We start from the raw sequence: 23546 nt of genomic DNA, 5'->3' as shown, positions 1-23546 counted from the left end.
GGTGCCGATTCGGTGCCAGACGACATGCGGCTCACCGTCTTGCACGGGTTCGACGTAGTGGAACGTGGTCCTGCCGTCCGGCGCCCAGGACATCTCCCACACGTCCCTCCTAGGCGTCCAGGAGGCGAAGGACATGTCTGGCTTCTCGCATCACGCGCTCCACCAGCTCCGAACAGGAGGGCAGGTCCTCGATCACGCCGGCCACCTGTCCCGAGGCCATCACCGCCAGGTCCGTACGTCCCTCCACCATCGACGCGCGCAGCAGCATCGGCGTGTTCGCGGCGAGCAGGACCTGGCTCCAGGACAGGTTCTTGCCGTGTCTCATGGTGAGGCCCTCGCGGATCATCGCGGGCCAGGTGAGGCCGGAGAGCCTTCGGAAGCCGGCCGCTCGGCGGACCGCGCGGGCCAGGGATCTCGTACGGCCCGCTCCCTCCAGGGAGTCGACCAGGTCCGTGCGGAGCATGCGATGGGGCAGTCCGTCCACGGCTGTCGTCACCGTGACGTCCTTCACCGTCGCCGCCAGGTACCGGGCCTTCACCGCGTCCGGCACCGTCGAGTCCGACGTCAGCAGGAACCGCGTGCCCATCGCGATCCCCGCCGCGCCGTACGCCAGCGCCGCGACCAGGCCCCGCCCGTCGAAGAACCCCCCTGCCGCGACGACGGGGATGTCCACGGCGTCCACCACCTGCGGCACCAGTACCGTCGTCGCGACCTCGCCGGTGTGCCCGCCGCCCTCGCCGCCCTGGACGAGGACCGCGTCCGCACCCCAGGCCGCGACCTTCTCGGCATGCCGGCGGGCCCCCACGGACGGGATGACGACGACACCCGCCTCCTTGAGTTCGGCGATGAGCCCGGCGGAGGGCGCGAGCGCGAAGGACGCGACCCGTACGCCCTCCTCGATCATGATCCGCACCCGGTCACCGGCGTCCGCCGCGTCGGCGCGGAGGTTGACGCCGAAGGGCGCGTCCGTGCGGGACCTCACCTCGCGCACCGCCTCGCGCAACTGGTCGAGGGTCATGGTCGCCGACGCCAGGATGCCGAGGGCGCCCGCGTTCGCCGTCGCCGAGACCAGGCGCGGCCCGGCCACCCATCCCATCCCGGTCTGCACGATCGGGTACCGCACCCCGACCAGCCGGGTCAGCGCCGTCTCCATCAGTGCCCGACCTCACGCGCCCGCGTGTCCGCCGGATCGATCACGTCCCGGATCAACGCCAGCTCGAGCGCGGTGGGTTCACGGGTGTGCGGCACCTCGTCCGGGACCGTGAGCGCGAACCCGGTCGCCTCCCTCACCTGCGCGACGGTCACGCCGGGGTGGACGGAGGCCAGCCGCATCGACCGGTCCTGGGTGGCGAAGTCGAAGACGCCCAGGTCGGAGACGACCCGCGGGATGCGGTGGTAGGGGGCGTCGGCCGCACGGTCGTAGCCGACCCCGCACACCATGTCGACCTTCTCGACGAAGACCCGCCGCGAGTGCCGCGGCACCCAGTAACTGGTCGGATTGTTGAGGGTGTTGACCGGCGCGCCCCGCACCCCGAGCAACTGCCGTCTCGGCTTCGCCCAGTCGCCGATGCACGAGATGTTCTGGTTGCCGTACCGGTCGATCTGGCTCGCGCCCATCATCACGTGCCGCCGTCCGCCGGTGACCAGCGCCAGGTGCTGCCGGTACGGCAGCCAGCCCTCGACGGCGCCGTCCGGGCCGACCAGGAACGCCTCGCCGTCGGTGAGCAGCAGGTCCGGCGCGAAGGTGCGGCGGGCGAGGCGGGCGCCGACGGAGGGGATCACGCCCATCGGGGAGGCGAGGACCTCGCCCGCGTCCCGCCAGGCCTCGGCGCAGGCGATCACGCAGTACTCGGCGCGGGTCACCTCCGTCATGCCCCCTCCCCGACGGCCGACCGGTAGGCCCGCTCGTCCCCGCCCAGGTACCGCTGTGCGAACTCGGGCCAGGGCGTGGTCGCGTACGTCTTCTGGAACGCCTCGTCCCGCCCGTAGTCGGGCGCGCAGGACGTGAAGTGCGCCCCGTTCGGGGCCTCCACCACACCGGTCACCGTGTGCCGCTTGACCAGTAGCGTCTGCGGAGCCGCGTTCTTGGTCAACTCGGCCGTCTCCACGATCCGTTCACAGGAGACGTAGGCCCTGTCCGCCGCCTCGCAGAAGAGGTCGTCGAAGTACGGGTCGGGGCCCAGACACTGCCCGTTGCCCAGCCGGTCGGCACGGTTGACGTGCACCAGCGCGGCGTCCACGCGCAGCGCCGGCACGGCCACGAACGTCTCCCCGTCGTCGTACGGCGAAGTCACCGTCCGCAGCCCGGGATTGACCCGCATCACGTCCGAGCCGATCCCGGCCCGCACCGGCAGGAAGGGCAGCCGGTTCGCGGCGGCGTGCAGTCCCCACATGAACATCGCCTCGTCGATCTCCGTCAGCTCGACGGCACCGCGCTCGCGCGCCGCCCGGTAGTGCGGTTCGAGCGGGATCGAGTCGAGGGTGACGAACGGGACGACCAGCCTGCGGACCCGTCCGGCGGCGACCAGCATGCCGACGTCCGGACCGCCGCACGAGACGATCGTGAGATCGGTGACCCCGGACCGGAGCAGCGCTCTGACCAGGGCCATCGGCTTGCGGCGCGAGCCCCAGCCGCCGATGCCGAGGGTCATGCCGTCGGCCAGCCGGCCGGCCACCTCGTCGGCGGACATCGTCTTGTCGCTCACCTACGTCCCCTCCTTCCCGAACCTGTCACGGACCCGGTCCGCCACCCCGAGGGCGCTCGCCTCGAAGGTGAAGCCCTGCTCGAAGCGGTAGCTGCGGCGCACGTCGACCGGGTCGATGCCGTTGATGGCGGCCTTGGCGAGGCGCAGCAGCTCCCCGTCCTTGGCGGCGATCTCGCCCGCCAACTCCATGGCGGCCGCACGCAGTTCACCGCGCGGTACGACCCTCCACACCGAGCCGTGCGCGTGCAGCTCGGCCGCGCTGGCCGTGCGGGAGGTGAAGTACAGGGCGCGCATGAGGTGCTGGGGGACGAGCCGGGCGAGATGAGTGGCCGCGCCGAGGGCTCCCCGGTCGAGTTCGGGCAGCCCGAAGACGGCGTCCTCGGCCGCCACGATCGCGTCCGCGTTCCCCACCAGGCCGATGCCGCCGCCCAGGCAGAAGCCCTGCACGGCGGCGACGACGGGCACCTCGCACTCGTACACCGCCGCGAACGCCGCGAAGCAGCCGCGGTTGGCGCCGACGAGCGCGCCCGCGCCCCCCGCCTGGAGTTCCTTGATGTCCACGCCCGCGTTGAAGCCGCGCCCCTCGGCGGCCAGCACCACGCACCGCACCCGAGGGTCCCGGCCGGCCCCGCGCACGGCGTCGGCCAGCGCGAACCAGCCGTCCACCGGGAGGGCGTTCACCGGCGGGACGTCGACGGTGACCAACGAAATCCCCTTTTCCGGGGACGAGGTGGAGACACCCATGGAAGCATCAGCTACCTTTCCACCAAACGTTTGTTAGGCGGAAGGTAGCGCGAATGGAGCTGGACGGGAAGGTCGCCGTCGTCACGGGCGGCACCCGGGGCGTCGGCGCCGGGATCGCGCGCTCCCTCGTGGCCGCGGGTGCGGAGGTCCTCGTCTGCGCCCGCCGGCCACCCGAAGTCCCCTTACCCGGTACGAAGTTCATGCGGCTGGACGTGCGCGACGGTGACGCCGTCCGCCGCGCCCTCACCGCACTGCCCCGGCTGGACGTCCTGGTCAACAACGCGGGCGGCGCCCCCCACCGCCCGCTCGCCCAGGCCGACGCCGAACGGCACGTACGCGTCCTCGAACTCAACCTCCTCGCCCCCCTCACCATGTCCCTCGCCGCACACGGACACCTCCGCCGTGCCCGGGGCTCGATCGTGATGATCGGCAGCGTCAGCGGGAGCCGCCCCTCACCCGGCACGGCCGCGTACGGGGCGGCCAAGGCGGGCCTGGAGCACCTCGCCCGCTCGATGGCCGTGGAATGGGCGCCGGAGGTCCGCGTCAACACCCTCGTCGTCGGCATGGTCCGCACCGAGCGGTCACACCTCCACTACGGGGACGCCGACGGCATCGCGGCCGTCTCCCGCACCGTCCCGCTCGGACGCCTCGCCGAGCCGACGGACGTCGGTGCCGCCACCGTCTTCCTCGCCTCCGACGCCGCCGCCTACATCAGCGGGGCGAGCCTCCTCGTCCACGGCGGCGGGGAACGGCCCGCGTTCCTGGACGCGGCCACGGCCGTACCCGCGGAGGTACCCGCCCAGAAGGAGTCATGAGATGAGCGGAATCTGCGCGGACCGGGTCGTCGTCGTCACCGGTGCGGGCCGGGGCCTCGGCCGCGCCCACGCCCTCGCGTTCGCCGCCGAGGGCGCCCGGGTCGTCGTCAACGACCTCGGCGTCGGCCTCGACGGCACCCCGGACCCCGACAGCCCGGCCGCCCGCGTCGCCGACGAGATCCGCGCGGCGGGCGGCCACGCCGTCGCCCACGCCGCCGACATCGCCACCGGCGAGGGCGCCGCATCCCTGGTGACGACCGCCCTGGAGACGTACGGCCGGCTCGACACCCTCGTCAACAACGCCGGCTTCCTGCGCGACCGGATGCTGGTCAGCCTCGACGAGGACGACTGGGACGCCGTCGTACGCGTCCACCTCAAGGGCCACTTCCTCCCCCTCAAGCACGCCGCCGCACACTGGCGGGCCGAGGCCAAGGCGGGCCGCACCCCCGACGCCCGGATCGTCAACACCGGCAGCGGGGCAGGCCTGCTGGGCTCGGTCGGACAGGGCAACTACAGCGCCGCGAAGGCCGGCATCGTCGCCCTGACCCTGGTCGCCGCCGCCGAGTTCGCCCGCTACGGCGTCCAGGTCAACGCCATCGCCCCCGCGGCCCGCACCCGCATGACGGAACACGCCTTCGCCACCACCATGGCGGCGCCCGCCACCGGCTTCGACGCGATGGCCCCCGAGAACGTCTCGCCCCTGGTCGTCTGGCTGGGCTCCGCCGCGAGCGACGGCGTCACCGGCCGCGTCTTCGAGACGGAGGCCGGCCGCATCACCGTCATGGAGGGCTGGCGCCCCGGCCCCACGGCCGACAAGGGGGCCCGATGGACCCCGGGTGAGGCGGGGGAGAGAGTACGCAGACTGCTGGCCGAGGCGGAGCGGCCGGGGCGGGTGTACGGGACGTAGGCGGCAGGGGGGCCGACGGTCTATGTGTCGCGCTTCCGTGCCGGGGGCCGATCATCTACGTGTCGCACTCCCGTGCCGGGGGCCGATCATCTACGTGTCGCGCTCCGGCACCGGCGGCCGATCATCTACGTGACGCACTCCAGCACCGTCCGGCACAACCCGCACCGCGCCCGCACCCGCCCCCGGACCGGCACCCTGATCCGCTGAAGGCAGGTGGGACAGGGAAACGTCACCCGCAACGGCCCCGGCCCGTCCGGCACGAAGGCGTACGGAGCGCTCGGCGGGCCGACGGAGGCCGGGGCCTCCTGCGCGTGCCGCCGGTCACGCGCGTAGCGCCGCCGGCCCGCCCACCCCGCGGCCGTCAGCGGCGGCTGCCGCTCGTCCAGACGGGCCCGCTCCCTGCCCTTCACGTACGCCGTGTACGCCTGCGCGCTGGTGAACCACGTCGACGGGTCCTCGCCGAAGACCAGCGCCCGCTTGGCCAGGACGTACCCGAACTCCTCCGGCGTCAGATACCCCAGCTTCTGCGAGGAGGACGCGTCCTCCCGGTAGGCGTCGAGCAGCAGCCACCCGGCGCCCAGATAGGTGGTGGCCGTGTCCGTGAGGATCTCGTTGTCGCGGGTGCCGGGGAACGCCAGGTCCATCCGGTGCAGGAAGACGTGCATGATCTCGTGCGCCAGGGCCGCCCCGATGTCCCGCCGATGGGTACGGAACCGGTCGTTCAGCTCGATGAAGTACTCGGGCCCCGCCGTCAGTTCGACGTTCGCCGCGTGCTCCATCTCCCGGAACCCGACGATCATCCGGGCCTCCGGCAGCCGGAAGTGCCGCACCAGCTCCCGCGCCACCCGCTGCGCCCCGAGATGCAGGTCGTCGGTGTCGCAGAACGCCACGTCCACCGGGGCCACGCTGGTGGCGAACTGGTGGACGGTGTCGTGGGACAGCCGTCTGTACAGCGCGGTGACGGCGTCCCGCACCGTGTCCAGGTGCGGATAGCCGTGCTCGACCGGTCCGCCGTTCGCCACGCCCGTACCCCCAAGACGCCGTGCAGCCGCTTCCACTGGCCGCTTCCACTGTACGAGGAACCGGCGGCAGGAGAGCCCGGTGAGGAGCCGGCGGGCGAACGCCGGACGTGGACCCGGCGGCAGGCATCCCGCGGCGACGGGCCCCGCACCACGACGCACTAGGGTGAACGCCCATGACCACCAGCAACACCGGAACCGGTGACGTCGACCCCGCCGTCGTCGAGGAACTCGCCCGGCTGCGCGACAGCATCGACAACATCGACGCGGCCGTCGTCCACATGCTCGCCGAGCGCTTCAAGGCCACGCAACAGGTCGGCCACCTCAAGGCCCGCCACCGGCTGCCCGCCGCCGACCCGGCCCGCGAGGCCCGGCAGATCGCCCGACTGCGCGCCCTCGCCGAGAGCGCCAAGCTGGACCCGGCGTTCGCTGAGAAGTTCCTCAATTTCATCATCGGCGAGGTGATCCGCCACCACGAGCGCATCGCCGAGGACGCCGTCCACGGCACCCCCGCCTGACCTCGGGCGTCTCGTCCGGATCAGGGCCCGGCACCTGCGCGCACGGCAGCCCCGAACCCCGCCGAGGCGCGCGCCCTACGCGCGTCGGCGGGTACCGCGCGTCAGCTGTCCGGCACTGCGCGTCAAGTTTCCGCATAAGCTGGTCGTCCCATCGCGGGAGGGATGTCGGTCATGCCGCCGGACGCCAAGATCCTGATCGTGGACGACCACCAGGACACGCTGTACGCGCTGGAGAACGTCCTGGCCCCCCTGGGCCACCGGATAGCCCGCGCCACCAGCGGCGACGAAGCTCTCAAGCAGGTGCTGCGCGGCCGCGTCGGACTCCTCGTGCTCGACGTGCGCATGCCCGGCGTCAGCGGCCTGGACGTGGTCCGCTACCTGCGGCGTCTCGAACAGACCCAGCACATCCCGGTCATCCTCCTCACCGGCTTCGGCCCCGACCAGGAACTGACCTCCACCGCCTTCGGCCTCGGCGTCGCCGACCTGGTCATGAAGCCGGTCGACCCGCTGGCCCTGCGCACCAAGGTCCGCTACCTCTACGACGCCCACCAGCGCTACCTCGCGCTCCAGGAGGAGACACGCGCGCTGCGGGCACGGGTGCGGGACCTGAGCCCCGAACGGCCGGACACCCGAGTCCCCGTCCAGCGCGAAGCCGAGGCCCGCGCGACCGGCCCGAGGACCCCCACAGCTCCCTGAGGCCCGTGCGGTGCGGGACCGGAATCATCCCGTCCCGGCGCACGCGCGAACGGGGGGACAAACGGCGCGTACCGATCCGCCCCTGTGCCCGGCCTGCGGCATCGGGCAGCATGGCCTGCATGTCCGTACTCACGCGCGACGAAGCGCAGACCCGTGCCCAACTCCTCGACGTCCACCGCTACACCGTCGCGCTGGACCTGACCACCGGAGACGAGACCTTCGAGTCCCTCACCGTGATCCGGTTCGCCGCGCGCACGGGTGCCGACACCTTCGTCGAGCTGAAGCCGGCCGAACTGCGCTCCGTCGTCCTCGACGGCGAGAGCCTCGACCCGGGGACCCTGGACGACAACCGGCTGCCCCTGAAGAACCTCGCCGCCGGCGAACACGAGCTGCGGATCACCGCGAGCATGCGCTACTCCCGCACCGGCGAGGGCATGCACCGCTTCACCGACCCCGCCGACGGCGAGACCTACGTCTACACGCAGATGTTCATGGACGACGTCCAGCGCGTCTTCGCCGCCTTCGACCAGCCCGACCTGAAGGCCGTCTTCGAGGTGTCGGTGACCGCCCCCGAAGGCTGGACCGTCCTCGCCAACGGCATCACCGAGCACCTCGGCGAGGGCCGCTGGGGGGCCGCCCCCACACCGCCGATCTCCACCTACCTCGTCGCCGTCGCCGCCGGCCCCTGGCACTCCGTGCGCACCGAACACCGCGACCTGCCCTTCGGCATCCACTGCCGCCGCTCCCTCGCCCCCCACCTCGACGCCGACGCCGACGAGATCCTCGACGTCACGCGCGCCTGCTTCGACCGCTACCACGAGAAGTTCGACGAGCCCTACCCCTTCGACTCCTACGACCAGGCGTTCGTCCCCGAGTTCAACGCCGGCGCCATGGAGAACCCCGGCCTCGTCACCTTCCGCGACGACTTCGTCTACCGCTCCGCCGTCACCGACACCGAGCGCCAGACCCGCGCCATGGTCATCGCGCACGAGATGGCCCACATGTGGTTCGGCGACCTCGTCACCCTCAGGTGGTGGGACGACATCTGGCTGAACGAGTCCTTCGCCGAGTACATGGGCTACCAGACCACCGCCGAGGCCACCCGCTTCACCGACACCTGGACCGAGTTCGGCGTCGTCCGCAAGGCCTGGGGCTACGACGCCGACCAGCGCCCCTCCACCCACCCCGTCGCCCCCGAGAACGTCAGGGACACCGCCTCCGCGCTCCTCAACTTCGACGGCATCTCCTACGCCAAGGGCGCCTCCGCCCTCCGCCAGCTGGTGACCTGGCTCGGCGAGAAGGACTTCCTCGCCGGCATCAACACCCACTTCGCACGGCACCGGTTCGGCAACGCCACCCTCGCCGACTTCATCGACTCCCTCGCCTCCACCACCGAGCGCGACGTGCACGCCTGGGCCGACGCCTGGCTGCGCACCACCGGAGTCGACACCCTGACCCCGGCCGTCACCACCGAGGCCGGCACCTGCTCCCTCACCGTCGGGCACACCGGCAGCCGCCCGCACCGCATCGCCGTGGGCCTGTACGACCACGACCTCTCCGACGACGAGGGCCGCCTCACCCTGCGCGAACGCCTCGACGTCGACGTCCCGCAGAGCGCGCCGCAGCCCATCGGCAAGCCCCCCGCGCTGCTCCTGCTCAACGACGGCGACCTCACCTACACCAAGGTCCGCTTCGACGCCGCGTCCGCCGAGGCCGTCGGCACGAGCCTGTCCCGGCTACCGGACCCGCTGACCCGCGCGGTCGTCTGGAACTCCCTGCGCGACGCCGTCCGCGACGGCGAACTCGCCCCCGGCGCCTACCTGGAGACCGCCCGCGCCCACCTCCCGCGCGAGACCGACCTGGCCCTCGCCCAGGGCGTACTCGCCTTCGCCTCCGCCCAGGTCGCCGACCGCTACCTCACCACCGAGGAGCGCCCCGCCGCCCTTGCGACCCTGTCCTCCCTGTGCCGCGACCTCATCCGCCGCACCGAGGACGGCGACCACCCCGGCCTGCGCCTGATCGCCGTACGCCACTTCATCGACGTAGCCGCCCACCCGGAGACCATCACCGCCTGGCTCGCAGACGGCACCGTCCCCGGCGGTCCCGAACTCGACCCCGACCTGCGCTGGCGCGTCCTCGCCCGGCTCGCCGTCCTCGGCGCCACCGACGAGACCGCCATCGCAGCCGAGCTGGACCGCGACCCCTCCGCCAATGGTCAGGAGGGCGCCGCCCGTTGCCGCGCCGCCCTGCCCGACGAGGAGGCCAAGCGCACGGCCTGGTCCGCGATGTTCGACGGCGACGACCTGTCCAACTACCTGTTCACCGCCACCGCCCAGGGCTTCTGGCAACCCGAACAGGCCGACCTGGTACGGCAGTACGTGCCCCGCTTCTACGAGGACGCGGTCACCGTGGCCGCCCGCCGCGGCCCCGCCATCGCGGACGCCATCGGCCGCTGGGCCTTCCCCGCCTACGCCGTCGACGCCGAGAACCTGACCCTCGGCGAAACCTGCCTGCGCGACGCCGAACCGACCCCGTCCCTGCGCCGCAAGCTGGCGGACCAACTGGACGACCTGGCCAGGGCGCTGCGAGTGAGGGAGGGCGGAACCCCCTAGCCCCCTCCCACTTTCGGGTCCAAAAACCCGTCCAGCCAGGGCACGCCGCCGCAACCACCGACAAACTGGGACTCCCCGCCCTCCGGAGGAGCCCATGCGCACGCCGCCCCTCGCCTCAGGCCCTGAAGGCACGGACGCGCTACGGCCGTTGCTCGCCACGGTCCTCGACGCGCTGGACGCCGGTGCCCGCGCCCGCGGCGGCCCCCTGCCCACGGGCGGCCCCGCCACGGTGGCCGCCCGCGTGCGCGCGGCGGTCGGCGAGGTCCTGCCGGAGCAGGGGGACCCGGCCGCCCTGCACACCCTGGTCCGGGTCCTCGCCGAGGGCTCCGCCGACCCGGCGCACCCGCTGTGCGCGGCACATCTGCACTGCCCGCCGCTCGCCGTCGCGGCCGCCGCCGACCTGGCCGCCTCCGTCCTCAACCCCTCCCTCGACTCCTGGGACCAGGCCCCGGCGGCCTCGGAGCTGGAGGCGCTGGTCACCCGCGCACTCGCCGCCGAGGCCGGCCTGGCGGACTCCGTCGTCACCACCGGCGGCACCGAGTCCAACCACCTCGCCCTCCTGCTGGCCCGCGAGCGGCTCGGTCCCGGCGTACGCCTCGTGCACGGCGCCAACGCCCACCACTCGCTGCCCCGCGCCGCCTGGCTCCTCGGCCTGCCCGACCCGGTCGTCGTCCCGGCCCCGGCCGGCACCCTCGACCCCCTCGCCCTCGACCAGGCACTCGCCCGCCTGCCCGGTCCGCTGCTCGTCGCGGCCACCGCAGGCACCACCGACGCCGGGCTCATCGACCCCCTCCCCGACATCGCCGCCCGCTGCTCCGCCCACCGCGCCCGGCTGCACATCGACGCCGCCTACGGAGGCGGCCTCCTGTTCAGCGACCGCCACCGCGCCCGGCTCGCCGGCCTCGACGCCGCCCACACCGTCACCCTCGACCTGCACAAACTCGGCTGGCAGCCGGCCGCCGCCGGTCTCCTCGCCGTCCGCGACACAGCCGACCTCACCGCCCTCCACCAGCGCGCCGACTACCTCAACGCCGACGACGACACCGAGGCCGGCCTCCCCGACCTCCTCGGCCGCTCCCTGCGCACCACCCGCCGCCCCGACATCCTCAAGATCGCCGTCACCCTCAAGACCCTCGGTCGCAGTGGCCTCGGCACCCTCGTCGACGAGGTCTGCGCCCGCGCCCAGGAGTTCGCGGCCCTGGTCGCCGCCGACCCCGCCTTCGAGCTGTACGACACCCCGACCCTCAGCACCGTCCTCTTCCGCCCCACGGGTACCGACGACGAGGCCGTCGCCGGGATACGCCGACGCCTGCTCACCGAAGGCCGCGCCGTCCTCGGCCGGGCCCGCCCCGACGGCCGGCTCTGGCTCAAGACCACCCTCCTCAACCCCCACACCCGGCCCGACGACCAGGCCGCCCTCCTGCAACTGGTGGAAGGACACACCCCCGCATGAACACCCCTCCCCACCCGGCCCCCGACACCCCCCGCGACCTCGTCGGCATCGGCATCGGCCCCAGCAACCTCTCGCTCGCCGCCCTCGCCCAGCCCCTCGCCGAACTCGACGCCGTCTTCTACGAGCAGCGCCCCACCTTCGACTGGCACCCCGGCCTCCTCATCGACGGCGCCCGCGTCCAGGTGCCCTTCCTCGCCGACCTCGTCACCCTCGCCGACCCCACCAGCCCCTGGTCCTTCCTCAACTACCTCCGGACCCGCGAACGCCTCTTCCCCTTCTACTTCGCCGAGCGCTTCCACACCCACCGCGCCGAGTACGACGCCTACTGCCGCTGGGTCGCCGACAGTCTCCCCGCACTGCACTTCGGCCACCAGGTCGACGCCGTCCGCTGGAACCCCGAACGCGACGCCTTCGAGGTCGACTTCACCCAGCTCGACGCCGACGGCGAAGCCGCAGCCCTCGGCCGTACGTACGCCAGGAACGTCGTCCTCGGCATCGGCACCGAGCCCTACGTCCCCGATCCGCTGCGCCCCCTGAGCGACGCCCCCGGCGTCCCCGTCCTGCACGCCTCCGACTACCTCGACCACCGCGCCGCCCTCCTCGCCGCCGGCCACGTCACCGTCGTCGGCTCCGGCCAGTCCGGCGCCGAGGTCTTCCTCGACCTCCTGCGAAACCGCCCGGCCGGCCGCGAACGCCTCCACTGGATCGGCCGCACCGAGGCCTTCGCCCCCATGGAGTACTCCAAGCTCGGCCTCGAACACTTCACCCCCGACCACACCCGCTACTTCCACGCCCTGCCCGAATCCGCCCGCGACCGCCTCGTCGACGCCCAGTGGCAACTCCACAAGGGCATCGACGCCGACACCCTCGCCGCCATCCACGAGGAGCTGTACCGCCGTACCCTGCACGGCGGCTGGCCCGACGCCGTCCTCACCCCCGGCGTCCGCGTCCGCACCGCGGGCCGGATCGCCACCACCAAGATCGAACTGCACCTCGAACACGTCCGGCAGGACACCCGCAGCCGCCTCACCACCGACGCCGTCGTCCTCGCCACCGGCCACCGTGAACGCCCCCTGGACCGCATCCTCGCCGGACTCGACCCCTACCTCCGCCGCGACAGCGCCGAACGCCCGCGCATCGACGAACACTTCCGCCTCGTCCTCGACCCGTCGGTGACCGGAACCGGCTGCCACGCCTACGTACAGAACGCCGAACGCCACACCCACGGCGTCGGCGCCCCCGACCTGGGCCTCGCCGCCTGGCGCAGCGCCACCGTCCTCAACACCCTCACCGGCAAGGAGAACTACCCCCTCCCGCGCCGCACCGCCTTCACCACCTTCGGCCTCGACCCCCGGCCCCACATCCCGCCGGCCCGGCAGCCGTCCACCCTCACCCCCCTCCTCGAAGGCCGATGACCCGCGACAACGACGAAGGGACGGTGGGAGAGCTTCCCCACCGTCCCTCACGCACCGACGCCTAGAACACCGGCGTACCGTTCCGCGTCAGCTTCCAGTCCACCGACGCGAAGTCCTTCGGGTCCAGCACACCCTTCGCCGTCGCCCACTCCGAGATCCGCGTCCGGATCTCCGTCGACTCCGCCCACAGCTCCTGCGCCGACGCCACGTGCGGGAACGCGCCACCGCCGTTGGCCCGGTAGTTGTTCACCGCCAGCACGAACTGCTGGGCATCCTCCAGCGCCGCCCCGCCGTACGTCAGGTTCTTGATCCGCGACCCGGGCGCCTGCGCGATGTCGATGTCGTACGACAGCCCCGACACGTAGTCGTAGTTGTAGTCCGGACGGCCACCGGCGTTCGTCAGCTTCGCCACGTCCACGGCCGCGTCCGCCGCCGTCTGCACGAAGTACTCCGCCGAGTACTCCAGGTACGCCCGCAGCTGAGCGCCCGTCATCAGCTTGGCCACCAGCGTGTTGTCGTACACGTACAGGCTCGACAGGTCCCGGATCGTCACCTCGCCGGCCGGGATCTCCGAGGTCCGCGAGAACGGCGAGGCCTGCGCGATCACCGGCAGCGACGCGTACGACGTGCCCGCCAGGGCCGCCTTCACCACGTCCTCCTGGACCTTGGTGATCAGGTCGATGATCGGGGCGTCCCGGTAACGGGCGTCGACCGTCGTCAGCGTCTCGGTCGCGGTGCCGACCACCTGGTTGACGTACGCGACGACCTTGGCGTGCTCGTCGGACAGCAGCTTGGTGATCTTCGGGTCGTCGGCGACCGTGTTGGAGTTCACCACCGACGCCGCCACCGACTCGACGCTCCAGCGGCCCTTGGCGAAGACCAGCTCGATGTCGAACAGCGACAGACGCTCCGCGTAGGCCAGCGGCTCCGACAGCACGACCGTCTTCCCGGTCTTGGCGTTGACGACCTTCAGCTCCGGGATCTCCACGTGCGCGTGCCCGACCAGGATCGCGTCGATCCCCGGCACCTGCTGCGCCACCAGCGCCGCGGAGTTCTCGACGTACGGCAGCTGGTCACCGTACGACGACGTGCCCGAGGAGCCCGAGTGCGCCGACACGACGACGACGTCCGCGCCCATCGACCGCAGCTTCGGCACCCACTTCGCCGCCTGCTCCTCCAGGCCCGGGAAGGTCAGCTTCCCCTGCACGTACGCCTTGTCCCAGATCGCGATGCCCGGGTTGGTCAGGCCCAGCACCGCCACCTTCACCGGCGGCGCGCCCTTCACGCAGAACGTCTTCATGAAGTAGGGCGGGAAGGCCGGCTTCAGCGTCCTGGCGTCCAGTGCGTTCGCCCCGAGCAGCGGGAAGTCGCACTGCTCCTCGAACTTGCGGAGCGTCTCGATGCCGTAGTTGAACTCGTGGTTGCCGAGCGCCACCGCGTCGTACCCGATCGCGTTCATCGCCTGCGCCATCGGGTGCACCGGACCGCCCTTGGCGGTGATCGGGTCCACCTTGGCGTAGTAGTACGTCAGCGGCGTGCCCTGGATCGTGTCGCCGGCGTCCAGGAGCAGCGTGTTCTCCCGGCCCTTCTCCTCGCGGATCCTGTTCACCAGGGTCGAGATGCGCGCCAGGCCCTGCACGTTGCCCTTGGCGTCCGTGTACTCCGCGTCCTTGAAGTAGTCCCAGTTGAAGACGTGCCCGTGCAGGTCCGTCGTGCCCAGCACGGTCAGCGAGTACCGCTTGGCCGGCTTGGCAGGCTTCCTGGGCTCCGCCGCCTGCGCCGCCGGCGCCGCGGCCGCGCCCGCGATCGCCACCCCCGCCCCGGTCACGGCGGACTTCTTCAGGAACTTCCGGCGGTTCAACGGCATGCTGTGCTCCTCGGGAACGACCAATGACGCGCGTAGACAAGGGACGCGCGCAGACGAACGCGCGTAGATTCTGACCCGGTCACGGCGAACGGCAACAGACCCCCGAGGTTTCGATCTGGTGACCGGACCTGTGAGGCACCGGCCCCATAAACAGGCAAACGGCTCCACACCGGTGCGTATGGCCACGCCCGCCGCTCACGGCACCCCAGGGCGCCTTCGGGTGCCGGGCGTTGAGGAGGTCCGCTGCCGTCACGGAGGGCGTGCGCCCGAGCACCTCGACCTCCAACCGCAATTCACGAGGGTTCCACCGCGCCTGTGAATTCACCCGTTCGAGGAATTCGTGCCGCCATACGGATGCTCATCGGAGCAGTCGGCCGCACAATTCGACACTTGTCAACGGCCCTTCACCCAAAGGTTGTTGAGCCGCCATGTCCTCCCAATTCGCTACCGCCCGGTAAGCCCTAGGCTCGACTCATGCGCCGAGCGAAAATCGTCTGCACACTGGGCCCCGCCACCGACTCCTACGACCGGATCGCATCCCTGGTCGAAGCCGGAATGGACGTCGCCCGCTTCAACCTCAGCCACGGCGGCCACGCCGAGCACGAGGAGCGATACCACCACGTACGGAAGGCCTCCGACGAGAGCGGCCGCAGCGTCGGCGCCCTCGCCGACCTTCAGGGTCCGAAGATCCGCCTCGGCCACTTCGCGGAAGGGCCCGTACTCCTCGAACGCGGGGACGTCTTCACCGTCACCGTCGAGGAAGGCGTGGCGGGCGACCGCCGGATCTGCGGGACGACGTACGCCGGCCTCGCCGAGGACGTGTCGGCCGGCGAGCGCATCCTCGTGGACGACGGCAAGGTGTGCCTGGAGGTCACCGAGGTCGACGGCCCGCGCGTCCGCACCCGCGTCCTCGAGGGCGGCGTCATCTCCGACCACAAGGGCCTGAACCTGCCCGGAGTCGCGGTCTCGGTCCCGGCCCTGTCCAAGAAGGACGAGGAGGACCTGCGCTGGGCCCTGCGCACCGGCTTCGACGTCATCGCCCTCTCCTTCGTCCGCGGCGGCCGGGACATCCTGGACGTCCACCGGATCATGGACGAGGAGGGCCGCCGGCTGCCCGTCATCGCCAAGATCGAGAAGCCGCAGGCGGTCGAGAACATCGACGACATCGTCGCCGCCTTCGACGGGATCATGGTGGCCCGTGGCGACCTCGGCGTCGAGATGCCCCTGGAACAGGTCCCGATCGTCCAGAAGCGCGCCATCAAGCTGGCCAGGCGCAACGCCAAGCCGGTGATCGTCGCCACCCAGATGCTGGACTCCATGATCGAGAACTCCCGCCCCACCCGCGCGGAGGCCTCCGACGTCGCCAACGCGGTGATCGACGGCACCGACGCCGTGATGCTGTCCGGCGAGACCAGCGTCGGCAAGTACGCGGTGGAGGCCGTCCGCACCATGGCGAAGATCGTCGAGGCGGCCGAGGAGGACATCCTCGCGGCCGGCCTCCCGCCCCTGACCGAACGGAACAAGCCCCGCACCCAGGGCGGCGCCGTCGCCAGGGCGGCCGCGGAGATCGGCGACTTCCTGGGCGCCGAGTTCCTGGTCGCCTTCACCCAGTCCGGCGACACCGCCCGCCGCCTGTCCCGCTACCGCTCCCCGATCCCCCTCCTCGCCTTCACCCCGGAACCGGCGACCCGCTCCCAGCTGAACCTGAGCTGGGGCGTGGAGACCTTCCTCGGCCCGCACGTCGACTCGACGGACGCGATGGTCGAGCAGGTCGACGAACTGCTCCTGAAATACGGCCGCTGCCGGAAAGGCGACACGGTGGTGATCACGGCCGGTTCACCCCCCGGAGTTTCCGGCTCCACGAATCTGGTCCGCGTCCACCACATCGGAGAGGACGACCACCCCGAATAGGGGAGCGCGGCGGGGAGTTCCTCGCGGCCCGGAAATGCGAAAGCGGATGTTCACCAGACCGGCAACATCCGCTTCTTTTTCACTAGCTTGAAAACCAAGGAAAAGTACCCCGGGTCGGATTCGAACCGACGCTGTATGGTGTTTGAGACCATTGCCTCTACCGCTGGGCTACCGGGGCCCCCTTTAAAACCAAGGTCGACGGCGACCCGCCGTGCCCCCACCTTACCGCAGCTGGGTAGGCTCTTGTCAGCAGCACCCCTGCCCTGAACAAGGAGCCCCAGTGACCGCCCCCGAGTCGCCCCAGCCCGTAGACGCGCCCGACGACGACAAGTCGCACGTGCCTCCGCTGACGACCCGTGTCGTCATCGCCGAGGACGAGGCGCTGATCCGCCTCGACCTCAAAGAGATGCTGGAGGAGGAGGGCTACTCCGTAGTCGGCGAGGCCGGTGACGGCGAACAGGCCGTCGAACTCGCCCGTGAGCACAAGCCCGACCTGGTCATCCTCGATGTCAAGATGCCCAAGCTGGACGGCATCTCCGCCGCCGAGAAGATCGCCGAGGAGCGCATCGCGCCCGTCCTCATGCTCACCGCCTTCTCCCAGCGCGACCTCGTCGAGCGCGCCCGCGACGCCGGTGCCATGGCCTACCTGGTGAAGCCCTTCAGCAAGAGCGACGTGGTCCCGGCGATCGAGATGGCCGTCTCCCGCTTCACGGAGCTGCGCGAGCTGGAGAACGAGGTCGCGGACCTCACCCTGCGCCTGGAGACCCGCAAGCTCGTCGACCGGGCGAAGTCGATCCTCCAGACGGAGTACGGACTGACCGAGCCGGCCGCGTTCCGGTGGATCCAGAAGACGTCCATGGACCGGCGGATGTCCATGCAGCAGGTCGCCGAGGCCGTCATCCAGGACGCCGACGAGAAGAAGGCGTCCAAGGGCTAGCCGACGCCCGTGCCTGCGACGAGGCCCGCGCCCCCGATCGAACCGGGGGCGCGGGCCTCGTCGCAGGCGGGCGGAGCTGGGGCTCAGTCCTCGCCGAGGTACGCCTTGCGGACGGACTCGTCGTGCAGGAGGTCCCGGCCCGTGCCCGAGAGCACGATCTTGCCGATCTCCATGACATGGCCGTGGTCGGCGAGCGACAGCGCGGCCTGGGCGTTCTGCTCGACGAGCAGGATCGTCGTGCCCTGGGACTTCAGCTCCACGATGGTCGCCATGATCTTCTGCATCATGATCGGGGACAGACCCATCGACGGCTCGTCCAGCATCAGCAGCTTCGGCTGGGACATGAGCGCGCGGCCCATCGCCAGCATCTGCTGCTCACCGCCGGAGAGGGTGCCCGCGGCCTGCTTGCGACGTTCGCCCAGGATGGCGAAGAGGTCGTAGGCGCGCTGGATGTCCTTCTCGATGCCCGCCTTGTCGCTGCGCAGGAACGCGCCGAGCCGCAGGTTGTCCTCGATCGTCATGCGCGGGAAGATGTGCCGCCCCTCGGGGGAGTGGGCGAGTCCCAGCGAGACGATGTTGTGGGCGGGGATCTTCTTCAGCGAGCGGCCGTTGAACTTGATCTGGCCGCCGACCGGCTTGAGCAGTCCGGACAGGGTGCGCAGCGTGGTGGTCTTGCCGGCGCCGTTGGTGCCGATCAGGGTGACGACCTCGCCGGCCTCGACCTTGAAGGAGATGCCCTTGACGGCTTCGATCTTGCCGTAGGCGACCCGGAGGTCCTCGACTTCGAGCAGTGCGGTCATCGGTCGTTCTCCTTGCCGGGCGCGGCGTCCGTCGTGGTCTCGGCCTGCGCCTCGGCGGCCTCGACCTCGGCGACCTCCTCGGCGCCGGGCGCTCCCTCGAAGGGCTCGCCGAGATAGGCGGCGATGACGCGCTCGTCGCCCTGGACGGTGGCGCTGTCGCCCTCGAGGAGCTTCTCGCCCTGGACGAGGACGGCGACGCGGTCGCACAGGTTGAAGATGAATCGCATGTCGTGCTCGATGACCAGGACGGCGATGCCCTGGTCGCGGATGGCGAAGACGAGTTCCTCGGTCACCCGCGTCTCCTGCGGGTTCATGCCGGCGGTCGGCTCGTCGAGGAGCAGCAGGTCGGGCTCGCTGGCCAGGGCCCGTGCGATCTCCAGCTTGCGCTGTTCGCCGTAGGGGAGGTTGCGGGCCAGGTGGTCGGCCTTGCTCTGGAGGCCGACGAACTCCAGGAGTTCCATGGCGCGTTCGCGGGAGGCCGCCTCGGCCCTGTGGAAGCCGGGGCCGCGCAGGATGGCGGACCAGAAGCCTTCCTTGGTGCGGGTGTGGCGGCCGACGAGCACGTTCTCCAGGACCGTCATGTTGGCGAACAGACGGATGTTCTGGAAGGTGCGGGCGATGCCGGCGGCCGTCACCTTGAAGGACTGGGGAGGCAGGACGTTGCCCTTGAAGCGGACCTCTCCCTCGGTGGGGATGTAGAGGCCGGTGAGGCAGTTGAAGAAGGTCGTCTTGCCGGCGCCGTTGGGGCCGATCAGACCGACGATCTCGCCGCGGTTGACGGTGAGGTTCACGTCGCGGACGGCGGTGAGACCGCCGAAGCGCATGGTCACACCGCGGGCGTCGAGGACGGTCTCGCCGACAGGTGCCGTCTTGGTGGTGGTGTCGGTGGTGGTCATCGTGGTCAGGCCCCTGCCTTCGTGAGGACGGTGGGTGCTTCCGCGTCCTCGTGGAACTCGAGCTGGCGGCGCCGGTTGGGGATGAGGCCCTCAGGGCGGAAGCGCATCAGCAGGATGAGTGCGAGACCGAAGGCGAAGAGCTGGTAGTCGCCGAGGAACTGGAGCTTGTTGGGGATGAGGAAGAGCAGTGCCGCGCCGATGAGGGGCCCGCTGATGGTGCCCATGCCGCCGAGGACGACCGCGGCGAGCAGGAAGGCCGAGTTGGGCGGGATGGGACCGGCGAACAGGTACTGCTCGGGCGTCACGGTGTAGGTGACGTGGGCCTGGACGGTGCCGGCCAGGCCGGCCAGCGAGGCGCCGACGGCGAAGGCGATGAGCTTGACGCGGAAGCCGTTGATGCCCATGGCGAGGGCGGCGGTCTCGTCCTCGCGGATGGCGACCCAGGCGCGGCCGATCCGGGAGTCGCCGCTGCGCCGGAAGACCAGGACGACGACGGCGGTGATGAGGAGCATCAGGAAGAAGTAGTTGGCGAACCGGCCGATGGTGAAGCCGGCGATGGCGTGCTCGGCTCCGAAGTCGAACCCGAGGATGTTGAGGTTCGGGATGGAGGAGATGCCGTTGGAGCCGTTGGTGAGGTCGGGTCCGGACGTGCCGTCCAGGTTGTTCGCGGTGATGCGGAAGATCTCGCCGAAGCCGAGGGTGACGATGGCGAGGTAGTCGCCGCGCAGCCGGAGTGTCGGGGCGCCGATGAGGACGCCGAAGACGAGCGAGGCGCCGGCGCCGACCAGGACGGCGGCCCAGAACGGGAAGTGCACGTCGAAGGGCGAGCTGGGGGAGCCGGAGACCAGGGCCGCGGCGTAGGCGCCGACACCGAGGAAGGCGACGTATCCGAGGTCGAGCAGGCCGGCGAGGCCGACGACGATGTTGAGGCCGAGGGCGACGGTGCCGAAGATCAGGATGTAGACGCCGACGGTTGCGTACTGGTCGTCGGTCTGGGTGAAGGGGAACATCGCCGCTGCGACGAAGGCGCCGCAGATGGTGATGTTCTGGTGCCGGGCGGTGATCTGGGAGGCCTGGCTGACCAGCCCTGCCTTGTTGAGCGCGGCGAAGCCGAAGGCGGCCGTGATCAGGAAGCCGATGAAGAGTTCGTCGTACTCGGTGCCGATGCCGTAGGTGAAGACGGTGAGGCCGAGGCCGAGGACGGCGACGATGATCAGGATCTCGGCGTAGGAGGGCAGGGTGCCGACCGGGCGGGCGGTGCCGCCGGCGAAGGCTGCCTTGGCGGTGTCCCGGCCGGTGCGCAGGCGGTGGCGGAACAGCTCCCAGCCGGTGTCGTCCGGGTCGTGGGGTTCGGGCTCGGGCCGCTCGAAGGGGAGGGCGAGAGCGCCGAGGAGACCGGCCAGCGAGGCGATGGCGGCGACGAAGCCGCCGGGCTCCAGGTTGACGACGCCGCCGAGGTCGGCGGTGATCGCCAGAACCGTGTACCAGACGGTGGCGAAGGTGGCGAGGGCGGCGAACTTGATCGCGCCGTCGGCGCCGGCCGGGGTGAGCCAGCGCAGTCCCTTCACGCCGTAGGACGACAGGCAGAGGAGTGTGGTGAGGGCGCCGCCGATGAGGGCGAGCACCTGGAGGCCGCCGGGGTAGCCGTAGACGGTGAGGTCGCCGGGGAAGGCGGCCGTCCAGGTCCAGGCGAGGAAGGCCGAGACGACGGTGAGGGCGCCGCCGCCGGTGGCGAGGGCGCGGCCGAGGTGCGGCGGGATGCCGATGAGGCCGGTGGCCGGCCCGGAGGCGGGGGTGCTGGGGATCCCGGGTGCGGTGGTCTGTGTGGTCATCGGTGTCACGCCCTGTCCGCGACGCGCTCGCCGAGCAGGCCTTGTGGCCTGAACAGCAGTACGAGGATGAGAAGTACGAAGGCCCAGACGTCTGCCCAGGACTGGCTGCCGAACTGGTCCATGCCGGGGATGTCGGCGATGTAGGCGGTGGCGAGGGTCTCGGCGATACCGAGGACGACGCCGCCGATCATGGCGCCGTAGATGTTGCCGATGCCGCCGAGGACCGCCGCGGTGAAGGCCTTGAGGCCGAGGATGAAGCCCATGCGGTAGTCGATCTGACCGTACTTCAGGCCGTAGGCGACACCGCCGATGGCGGCGAAGGCGGCACCGAGGGCGAAGGCGACCACGATGATGCGGTCGGTGTTGACGCCCATGAGCTTGGCGGTGTCCGGGTCCTGCGCCGTGGCCTGCATGCCGCGTCCGGTGCGGGTCTTCATGACGAAGTAGGCGAGGACGGCCATGCTGATGGGGGCGGCGGCGAGCAGGAATACGTCACCGGTCTGGATCGTGACGTCGCCGATGTGGAAGGGGCCGCCCTCGATCTGGGGGAAGGTGCGGGCCGACGTGGCCTCCGGGTACCAGGCCCAGACCGCCTGCTGCAGGGCCAGGGAGAGGCCGATGGCGGTGATGAGGGGGGCGAGCCGGGGTGCGCCGCGCAGGGGGCGGTAGGCGAACCGTTCCGCTCCGACGGCGACGAGGGAGGCGACCAGCATGGCGCCGATGAGCATGAGCGGCAGGGCGATCCACATGGTCGTGCCGTTGGGCAGTACCCAGAGGTAGACGGAGAGAGCCCCGAAGGCGCCCGTCATGAAGATCTCGCCGTGGGCGAAGTTGATGAGCTGGACGATGCCGTAGACCATCGTGTAGCCAATGGCGACCAGCCCGTACATGGATCCCAGTAGCAGGCCGTTGACCAGCTGCTGCGGCAGTTCGTTCACCGCATGTCCTCCGAGACGTTCGGATGATTTCGACGGATGTGTCCGGATGTGAGTCCGCGCGGGGCGCCAGTGGAACAGCGCCCCGCGCGGCTCATGTGATGCGGGTGGGTCAGCCGGTGTAGGTGCCGGACTTGACCGACTTCCAGGCACCGTTCTCGACGGCGTACACGGTGAGCTGCTTGTTGGTGGCGTCACCGAACTCGTCGAAGGAGACCTTGCCGGTCACACCGTCGAAGGAGACGTTCTGCATGGCGGCGGTGACCTTGGCGCGGGCGTCGTCCGGAAGCTTGCCGTCGTTGTCGTCGACGACCTTCTTCACGGCCTCGATGATCGCCCAGGCCGAGTCGTAGGAGTAGCCGCCGTAGGCCTCGTAGGCCTCCTTGTAGTTCTCGGCCTTGTAGTTGGCCACGAACTCCTTGGCGGAGGGCAGCTCCTCGACCGGCGCGCCGACCGAGGTGGCCAGGTCGCCGACGGCGCTGGCGCCGGCCAGCTTGATGAAGTCGGCGCTGTAGATGCCGTCACCGCCGACCACCGGGATCTTCGCGCCCGCGGCCTTGATCTGCTTGCTCAGCGGACCGGCCTGCGGGTACTCGCCGCCGTAGTAGACGACGTCGGCGCCGGAGTTCTTGACCTTCGTGGCGATGGCCGAGAAGTCCTTGCTGTCCGGGTTGATGTGCTCGGTGCCCGCGACCGCGCCGCCGAGCTTCTTGAACTCCTCGGTGAAGGTGGCGGCCAGGCCGGCGCCGTAGGTCTTCTTGTCGTCGATGACGAAGACCTTCTTCTTCTTCGCGTCGTTGAACAGGTACTGCGCGGCGAACGGGCCCTGGATGGCGTCCGTGGTCGCGGTGCGGAAGTACGAGTTGTAGACGCGCTTCTTCGAGTTCTGCCAGTCGGTGCCCTGGGTGAGCGCCGGGTTGGTGTTGGCCGGGGAGACCTCGACCAGCTTGGCGTCGTCGAAGACCTTCTGCATCGACTCGGCGACGGACGAGTTCAGCGGGCCGACCACGCCGAGGACGGACTTGTCGGCGACCAGCTTGGTGGCGTTCTGCTGACCCGAGGAGGGCTGCGCCTGGTCGTCCAGCGCCTCGATCTTGAAGGTGACGCCGTCGACGTACTTCTTCTTGTTGGCCGTCTTGGCGGCGAGGTCGACAGAGTTCTTGATGCCGAGGCCCAGCGCGGACAGGTCGCCGGTCAGCGGGGCGTCGACGCCGATGGTGACGGTGGTGCCGCCGCTGTCGGAGCCCTTGTCGTCGCTGTCGCGCGAGCCGCAGGCGGTGAGGGTGAGTGCTCCCGCGGACAGCGCAGCGGTGATGGCGATAAGCGAACGTTGACGCACGTTCCAGTCCTTTCCCTGGGCGGCCCTCCCCCCTGGAAGAGGCCGAGTCGAGCGCTGCGGCCGAAGGGGTATTCCAGCTGCGCGGTGACTGGCCGTGACTCTAAACGGGTGAAGGTAACGCGGAGGAGGCTCTGGCCCATGATGT

Annotated in this window: 20 protein-coding genes and 1 tRNA gene; 9 read left to right on the top strand and 12 right to left on the bottom strand. The window is 70.9% G+C overall.

The features are described from left to right. Positions 1-109: 109 nt before the first annotated feature. The 4 genes from ACFWJX_RS33475 to ACFWJX_RS33460 are packed head-to-tail and all read right to left on the bottom strand — an operon-like array spanning position 110 to position 3449. Positions 110-1153: an NAD(P)H-dependent flavin oxidoreductase gene (locus ACFWJX_RS33475; protein ID WP_383250084.1), complete on the bottom strand. Its 1044-nt coding sequence runs from the start codon at positions 1151-1153 to the stop codon at positions 110-112. Continuing rightward, positions 1153-1872, bottom strand: a complete 720-nt coding sequence (locus ACFWJX_RS33470) for a CoA-transferase subunit beta (protein ID WP_383250083.1) — start codon at positions 1870-1872, stop codon at positions 1153-1155. Before ACFWJX_RS33470 ends, ACFWJX_RS33475 begins: the two co-directional genes overlap by 1 nt. After that, a complete protein-coding gene (locus ACFWJX_RS33465) occupies positions 1869-2705 on the bottom strand; it encodes a CoA transferase subunit A (protein WP_383250082.1) in 837 nt (278 codons plus the stop codon). Before ACFWJX_RS33465 ends, ACFWJX_RS33470 begins: the two co-directional genes overlap by 4 nt. Next, positions 2706-3449 carry an enoyl-CoA hydratase family protein gene (locus ACFWJX_RS33460; RefSeq protein WP_383250081.1) on the bottom strand — a complete coding sequence of 248 codons (744 nt, stop codon included), beginning with the start codon at positions 3447-3449 and terminating at the stop codon, positions 2706-2708. Between the two features lie 53 nt (positions 3450-3502). Here ACFWJX_RS33460 and ACFWJX_RS33455 point away from each other — a divergent pair, with 53 nt between their 5' ends. Both ACFWJX_RS33455 and ACFWJX_RS33450 read left to right on the top strand, forming a co-directional pair. Next, positions 3503-4264: an SDR family oxidoreductase gene (locus ACFWJX_RS33455; protein ID WP_383250080.1), complete on the top strand. Its 762-nt coding sequence runs from the start codon at positions 3503-3505 to the stop codon at positions 4262-4264. A 1-nt stretch (position 4265) separates the two neighbouring features. Continuing rightward, positions 4266-5171 (top strand): SDR family oxidoreductase, encoded by a 906-nt coding sequence (locus tag ACFWJX_RS33450; RefSeq protein WP_383250079.1) that lies wholly within the window; start codon positions 4266-4268, stop codon positions 5169-5171. A 125-nt stretch (positions 5172-5296) separates the two neighbouring features. Here the strand turns inward: ACFWJX_RS33450 and ACFWJX_RS33445 are convergent, their stop codons facing one another. Further along, a complete protein-coding gene (locus tag ACFWJX_RS33445; RefSeq protein ID WP_383250078.1) occupies positions 5297-6193 on the bottom strand; it encodes a hypothetical protein in 897 nt (298 codons plus the stop codon). Between the two features lie 173 nt (positions 6194-6366). Here ACFWJX_RS33445 and ACFWJX_RS33440 point away from each other — a divergent pair, with 173 nt between their 5' ends. The 5 genes from ACFWJX_RS33440 to ACFWJX_RS33420 all read left to right on the top strand — a co-directional run bounded on the left by ACFWJX_RS33440 (position 6367) and on the right by ACFWJX_RS33420 (position 12884). Next, entirely contained in the window at positions 6367-6708 is a 342-nt protein-coding gene (locus tag ACFWJX_RS33440; RefSeq protein WP_383250077.1) for a chorismate mutase, read from the top strand. A gap of 171 nt (positions 6709-6879) precedes the next feature. Next, a complete protein-coding gene (locus ACFWJX_RS33435; protein WP_383250076.1) occupies positions 6880-7404 on the top strand; it encodes a two-component system response regulator in 525 nt (174 codons plus the stop codon). 119 nt (positions 7405-7523) lie between these two features. Further along, positions 7524-10016, top strand: coding sequence for an aminopeptidase N (pepN, locus tag ACFWJX_RS33430; RefSeq protein ID WP_383250075.1), 2493 nt, complete (start codon positions 7524-7526; stop codon positions 10014-10016). Between the two features lie 94 nt (positions 10017-10110). Next, positions 10111-11469, top strand: a complete 1359-nt coding sequence (locus ACFWJX_RS33425; RefSeq protein ID WP_383250074.1) for a pyridoxal phosphate-dependent decarboxylase family protein — start codon at positions 10111-10113, stop codon at positions 11467-11469. Further along, on the top strand, positions 11466-12884 hold the full coding sequence (locus tag ACFWJX_RS33420) for a lysine N(6)-hydroxylase/L-ornithine N(5)-oxygenase family protein (protein ID WP_383250073.1): 1419 nt from the start codon (positions 11466-11468) through the stop codon (positions 12882-12884). The genes ACFWJX_RS33425 and ACFWJX_RS33420 overlap by 4 nt, the downstream gene beginning before the upstream one ends. A 61-nt stretch (positions 12885-12945) precedes the next feature. On the opposite strand, the gene ACFWJX_RS33415 is transcribed toward ACFWJX_RS33420, so the two are convergent. Beyond that, a complete protein-coding gene (locus ACFWJX_RS33415) occupies positions 12946-14751 on the bottom strand; it encodes a bifunctional metallophosphatase/5'-nucleotidase (RefSeq protein ID WP_383250072.1) in 1806 nt (601 codons plus the stop codon). Between the two features lie 474 nt (positions 14752-15225). Between ACFWJX_RS33415 and pyk the strand changes: the two genes are divergently transcribed. Further along, a complete protein-coding gene (pyk, locus tag ACFWJX_RS33410; RefSeq protein ID WP_383250071.1) occupies positions 15226-16662 on the top strand; it encodes a pyruvate kinase in 1437 nt (478 codons plus the stop codon). Positions 16663-16767: 105 nt separating this feature from the next. Here the strand turns inward: pyk and ACFWJX_RS33405 are convergent. Continuing rightward, positions 16768-16840: transfer RNA gene (locus tag ACFWJX_RS33405), tRNA-Leu, on the bottom strand. 102 nt (positions 16841-16942) lie between these two features. On the opposite strand from ACFWJX_RS33405, the gene ACFWJX_RS33400 reads away from it, so the two are divergent. Further along, on the top strand, positions 16943-17599 hold the full coding sequence (locus ACFWJX_RS33400) for an ANTAR domain-containing response regulator (protein ID WP_073499424.1): 657 nt from the start codon (positions 16943-16945) through the stop codon (positions 17597-17599). An 83-nt stretch (positions 17600-17682) separates the two neighbouring features. Here ACFWJX_RS33400 and ACFWJX_RS33395 read toward each other — a convergent pair whose 3' ends face one another. From ACFWJX_RS33395 to ACFWJX_RS33375, 5 genes are all read right to left on the bottom strand, one after another. Further along, entirely contained in the window at positions 17683-18399 is a 717-nt protein-coding gene (locus ACFWJX_RS33395; protein ID WP_383250070.1) for an ABC transporter ATP-binding protein, read from the bottom strand. Next, positions 18396-19295: an ABC transporter ATP-binding protein gene (locus ACFWJX_RS33390; RefSeq protein ID WP_383250069.1), complete on the bottom strand. Its 900-nt coding sequence runs from the start codon at positions 19293-19295 to the stop codon at positions 18396-18398. Before ACFWJX_RS33390 ends, ACFWJX_RS33395 begins: the two co-directional genes overlap by 4 nt. Positions 19296-19300: 5 nt before the next feature. After that, positions 19301-21127, bottom strand: coding sequence for a branched-chain amino acid ABC transporter permease (locus ACFWJX_RS33385; RefSeq protein WP_383250068.1), 1827 nt, complete (start codon positions 21125-21127; stop codon positions 19301-19303). Between the two features lie 5 nt (positions 21128-21132). Beyond that, positions 21133-22065: a branched-chain amino acid ABC transporter permease gene (locus ACFWJX_RS33380; RefSeq protein WP_383250067.1), complete on the bottom strand. Its 933-nt coding sequence runs from the start codon at positions 22063-22065 to the stop codon at positions 21133-21135. A 109-nt stretch (positions 22066-22174) separates the two neighbouring features. Continuing rightward, a complete protein-coding gene (locus ACFWJX_RS33375; protein ID WP_383250066.1) occupies positions 22175-23401 on the bottom strand; it encodes a branched-chain amino acid ABC transporter substrate-binding protein in 1227 nt (408 codons plus the stop codon). Positions 23402-23546 lie beyond the last annotated feature (145 nt).

Source organism: Streptomyces sp. NPDC058335 (assembly GCF_042723915.1).
GTDB lineage: Bacteria > Actinomycetota > Actinomycetes > Streptomycetales > Streptomycetaceae > Streptomyces.
This window is presented reverse-complemented; position numbering and strand designations above follow the sequence as displayed.

Coding starts and splice junctions, on each gene's coding strand:
- pyk (WP_383250071.1), top strand. CDS start 15,226: ATGCGCCGAGCGAAAATCGTCTGCACACTGGGCCCCGCCACCGACTCC.
- ACFWJX_RS33460 (WP_383250081.1), bottom strand. CDS start 3,449: ATGGGTGTCTCCACCTCGTCCCCGGAAAAGGGGATTTCGTTGGTCACC.
- ACFWJX_RS33450 (WP_383250079.1), top strand. CDS start 4,266: ATGAGCGGAATCTGCGCGGACCGGGTCGTCGTCGTCACCGGTGCGGGC.
- ACFWJX_RS33470 (WP_383250083.1), bottom strand. CDS start 1,872: ATGACGGAGGTGACCCGCGCCGAGTACTGCGTGATCGCCTGCGCCGAG.
- ACFWJX_RS33390 (WP_383250069.1), bottom strand. CDS start 19,295: ATGACCACCACCGACACCACCACCAAGACGGCACCTGTCGGCGAGACC.
- ACFWJX_RS33475 (WP_383250084.1), bottom strand. CDS start 1,153: ATGGAGACGGCGCTGACCCGGCTGGTCGGGGTGCGGTACCCGATCGTG.
- ACFWJX_RS33415 (WP_383250072.1), bottom strand. CDS start 14,751: ATGCCGTTGAACCGCCGGAAGTTCCTGAAGAAGTCCGCCGTGACCGGG.
- ACFWJX_RS33455 (WP_383250080.1), top strand. CDS start 3,503: ATGGAGCTGGACGGGAAGGTCGCCGTCGTCACGGGCGGCACCCGGGGC.
- ACFWJX_RS33435 (WP_383250076.1), top strand. CDS start 6,880: ATGCCGCCGGACGCCAAGATCCTGATCGTGGACGACCACCAGGACACG.
- ACFWJX_RS33440 (WP_383250077.1), top strand. CDS start 6,367: ATGACCACCAGCAACACCGGAACCGGTGACGTCGACCCCGCCGTCGTC.
- ACFWJX_RS33385 (WP_383250068.1), bottom strand. CDS start 21,127: ATGACCACACAGACCACCGCACCCGGGATCCCCAGCACCCCCGCCTCC.
- ACFWJX_RS33395 (WP_383250070.1), bottom strand. CDS start 18,399: ATGACCGCACTGCTCGAAGTCGAGGACCTCCGGGTCGCCTACGGCAAG.
- ACFWJX_RS33425 (WP_383250074.1), top strand. CDS start 10,111: ATGCGCACGCCGCCCCTCGCCTCAGGCCCTGAAGGCACGGACGCGCTA.
- pepN (WP_383250075.1), top strand. CDS start 7,524: ATGTCCGTACTCACGCGCGACGAAGCGCAGACCCGTGCCCAACTCCTC.
- ACFWJX_RS33420 (WP_383250073.1), top strand. CDS start 11,466: ATGAACACCCCTCCCCACCCGGCCCCCGACACCCCCCGCGACCTCGTC.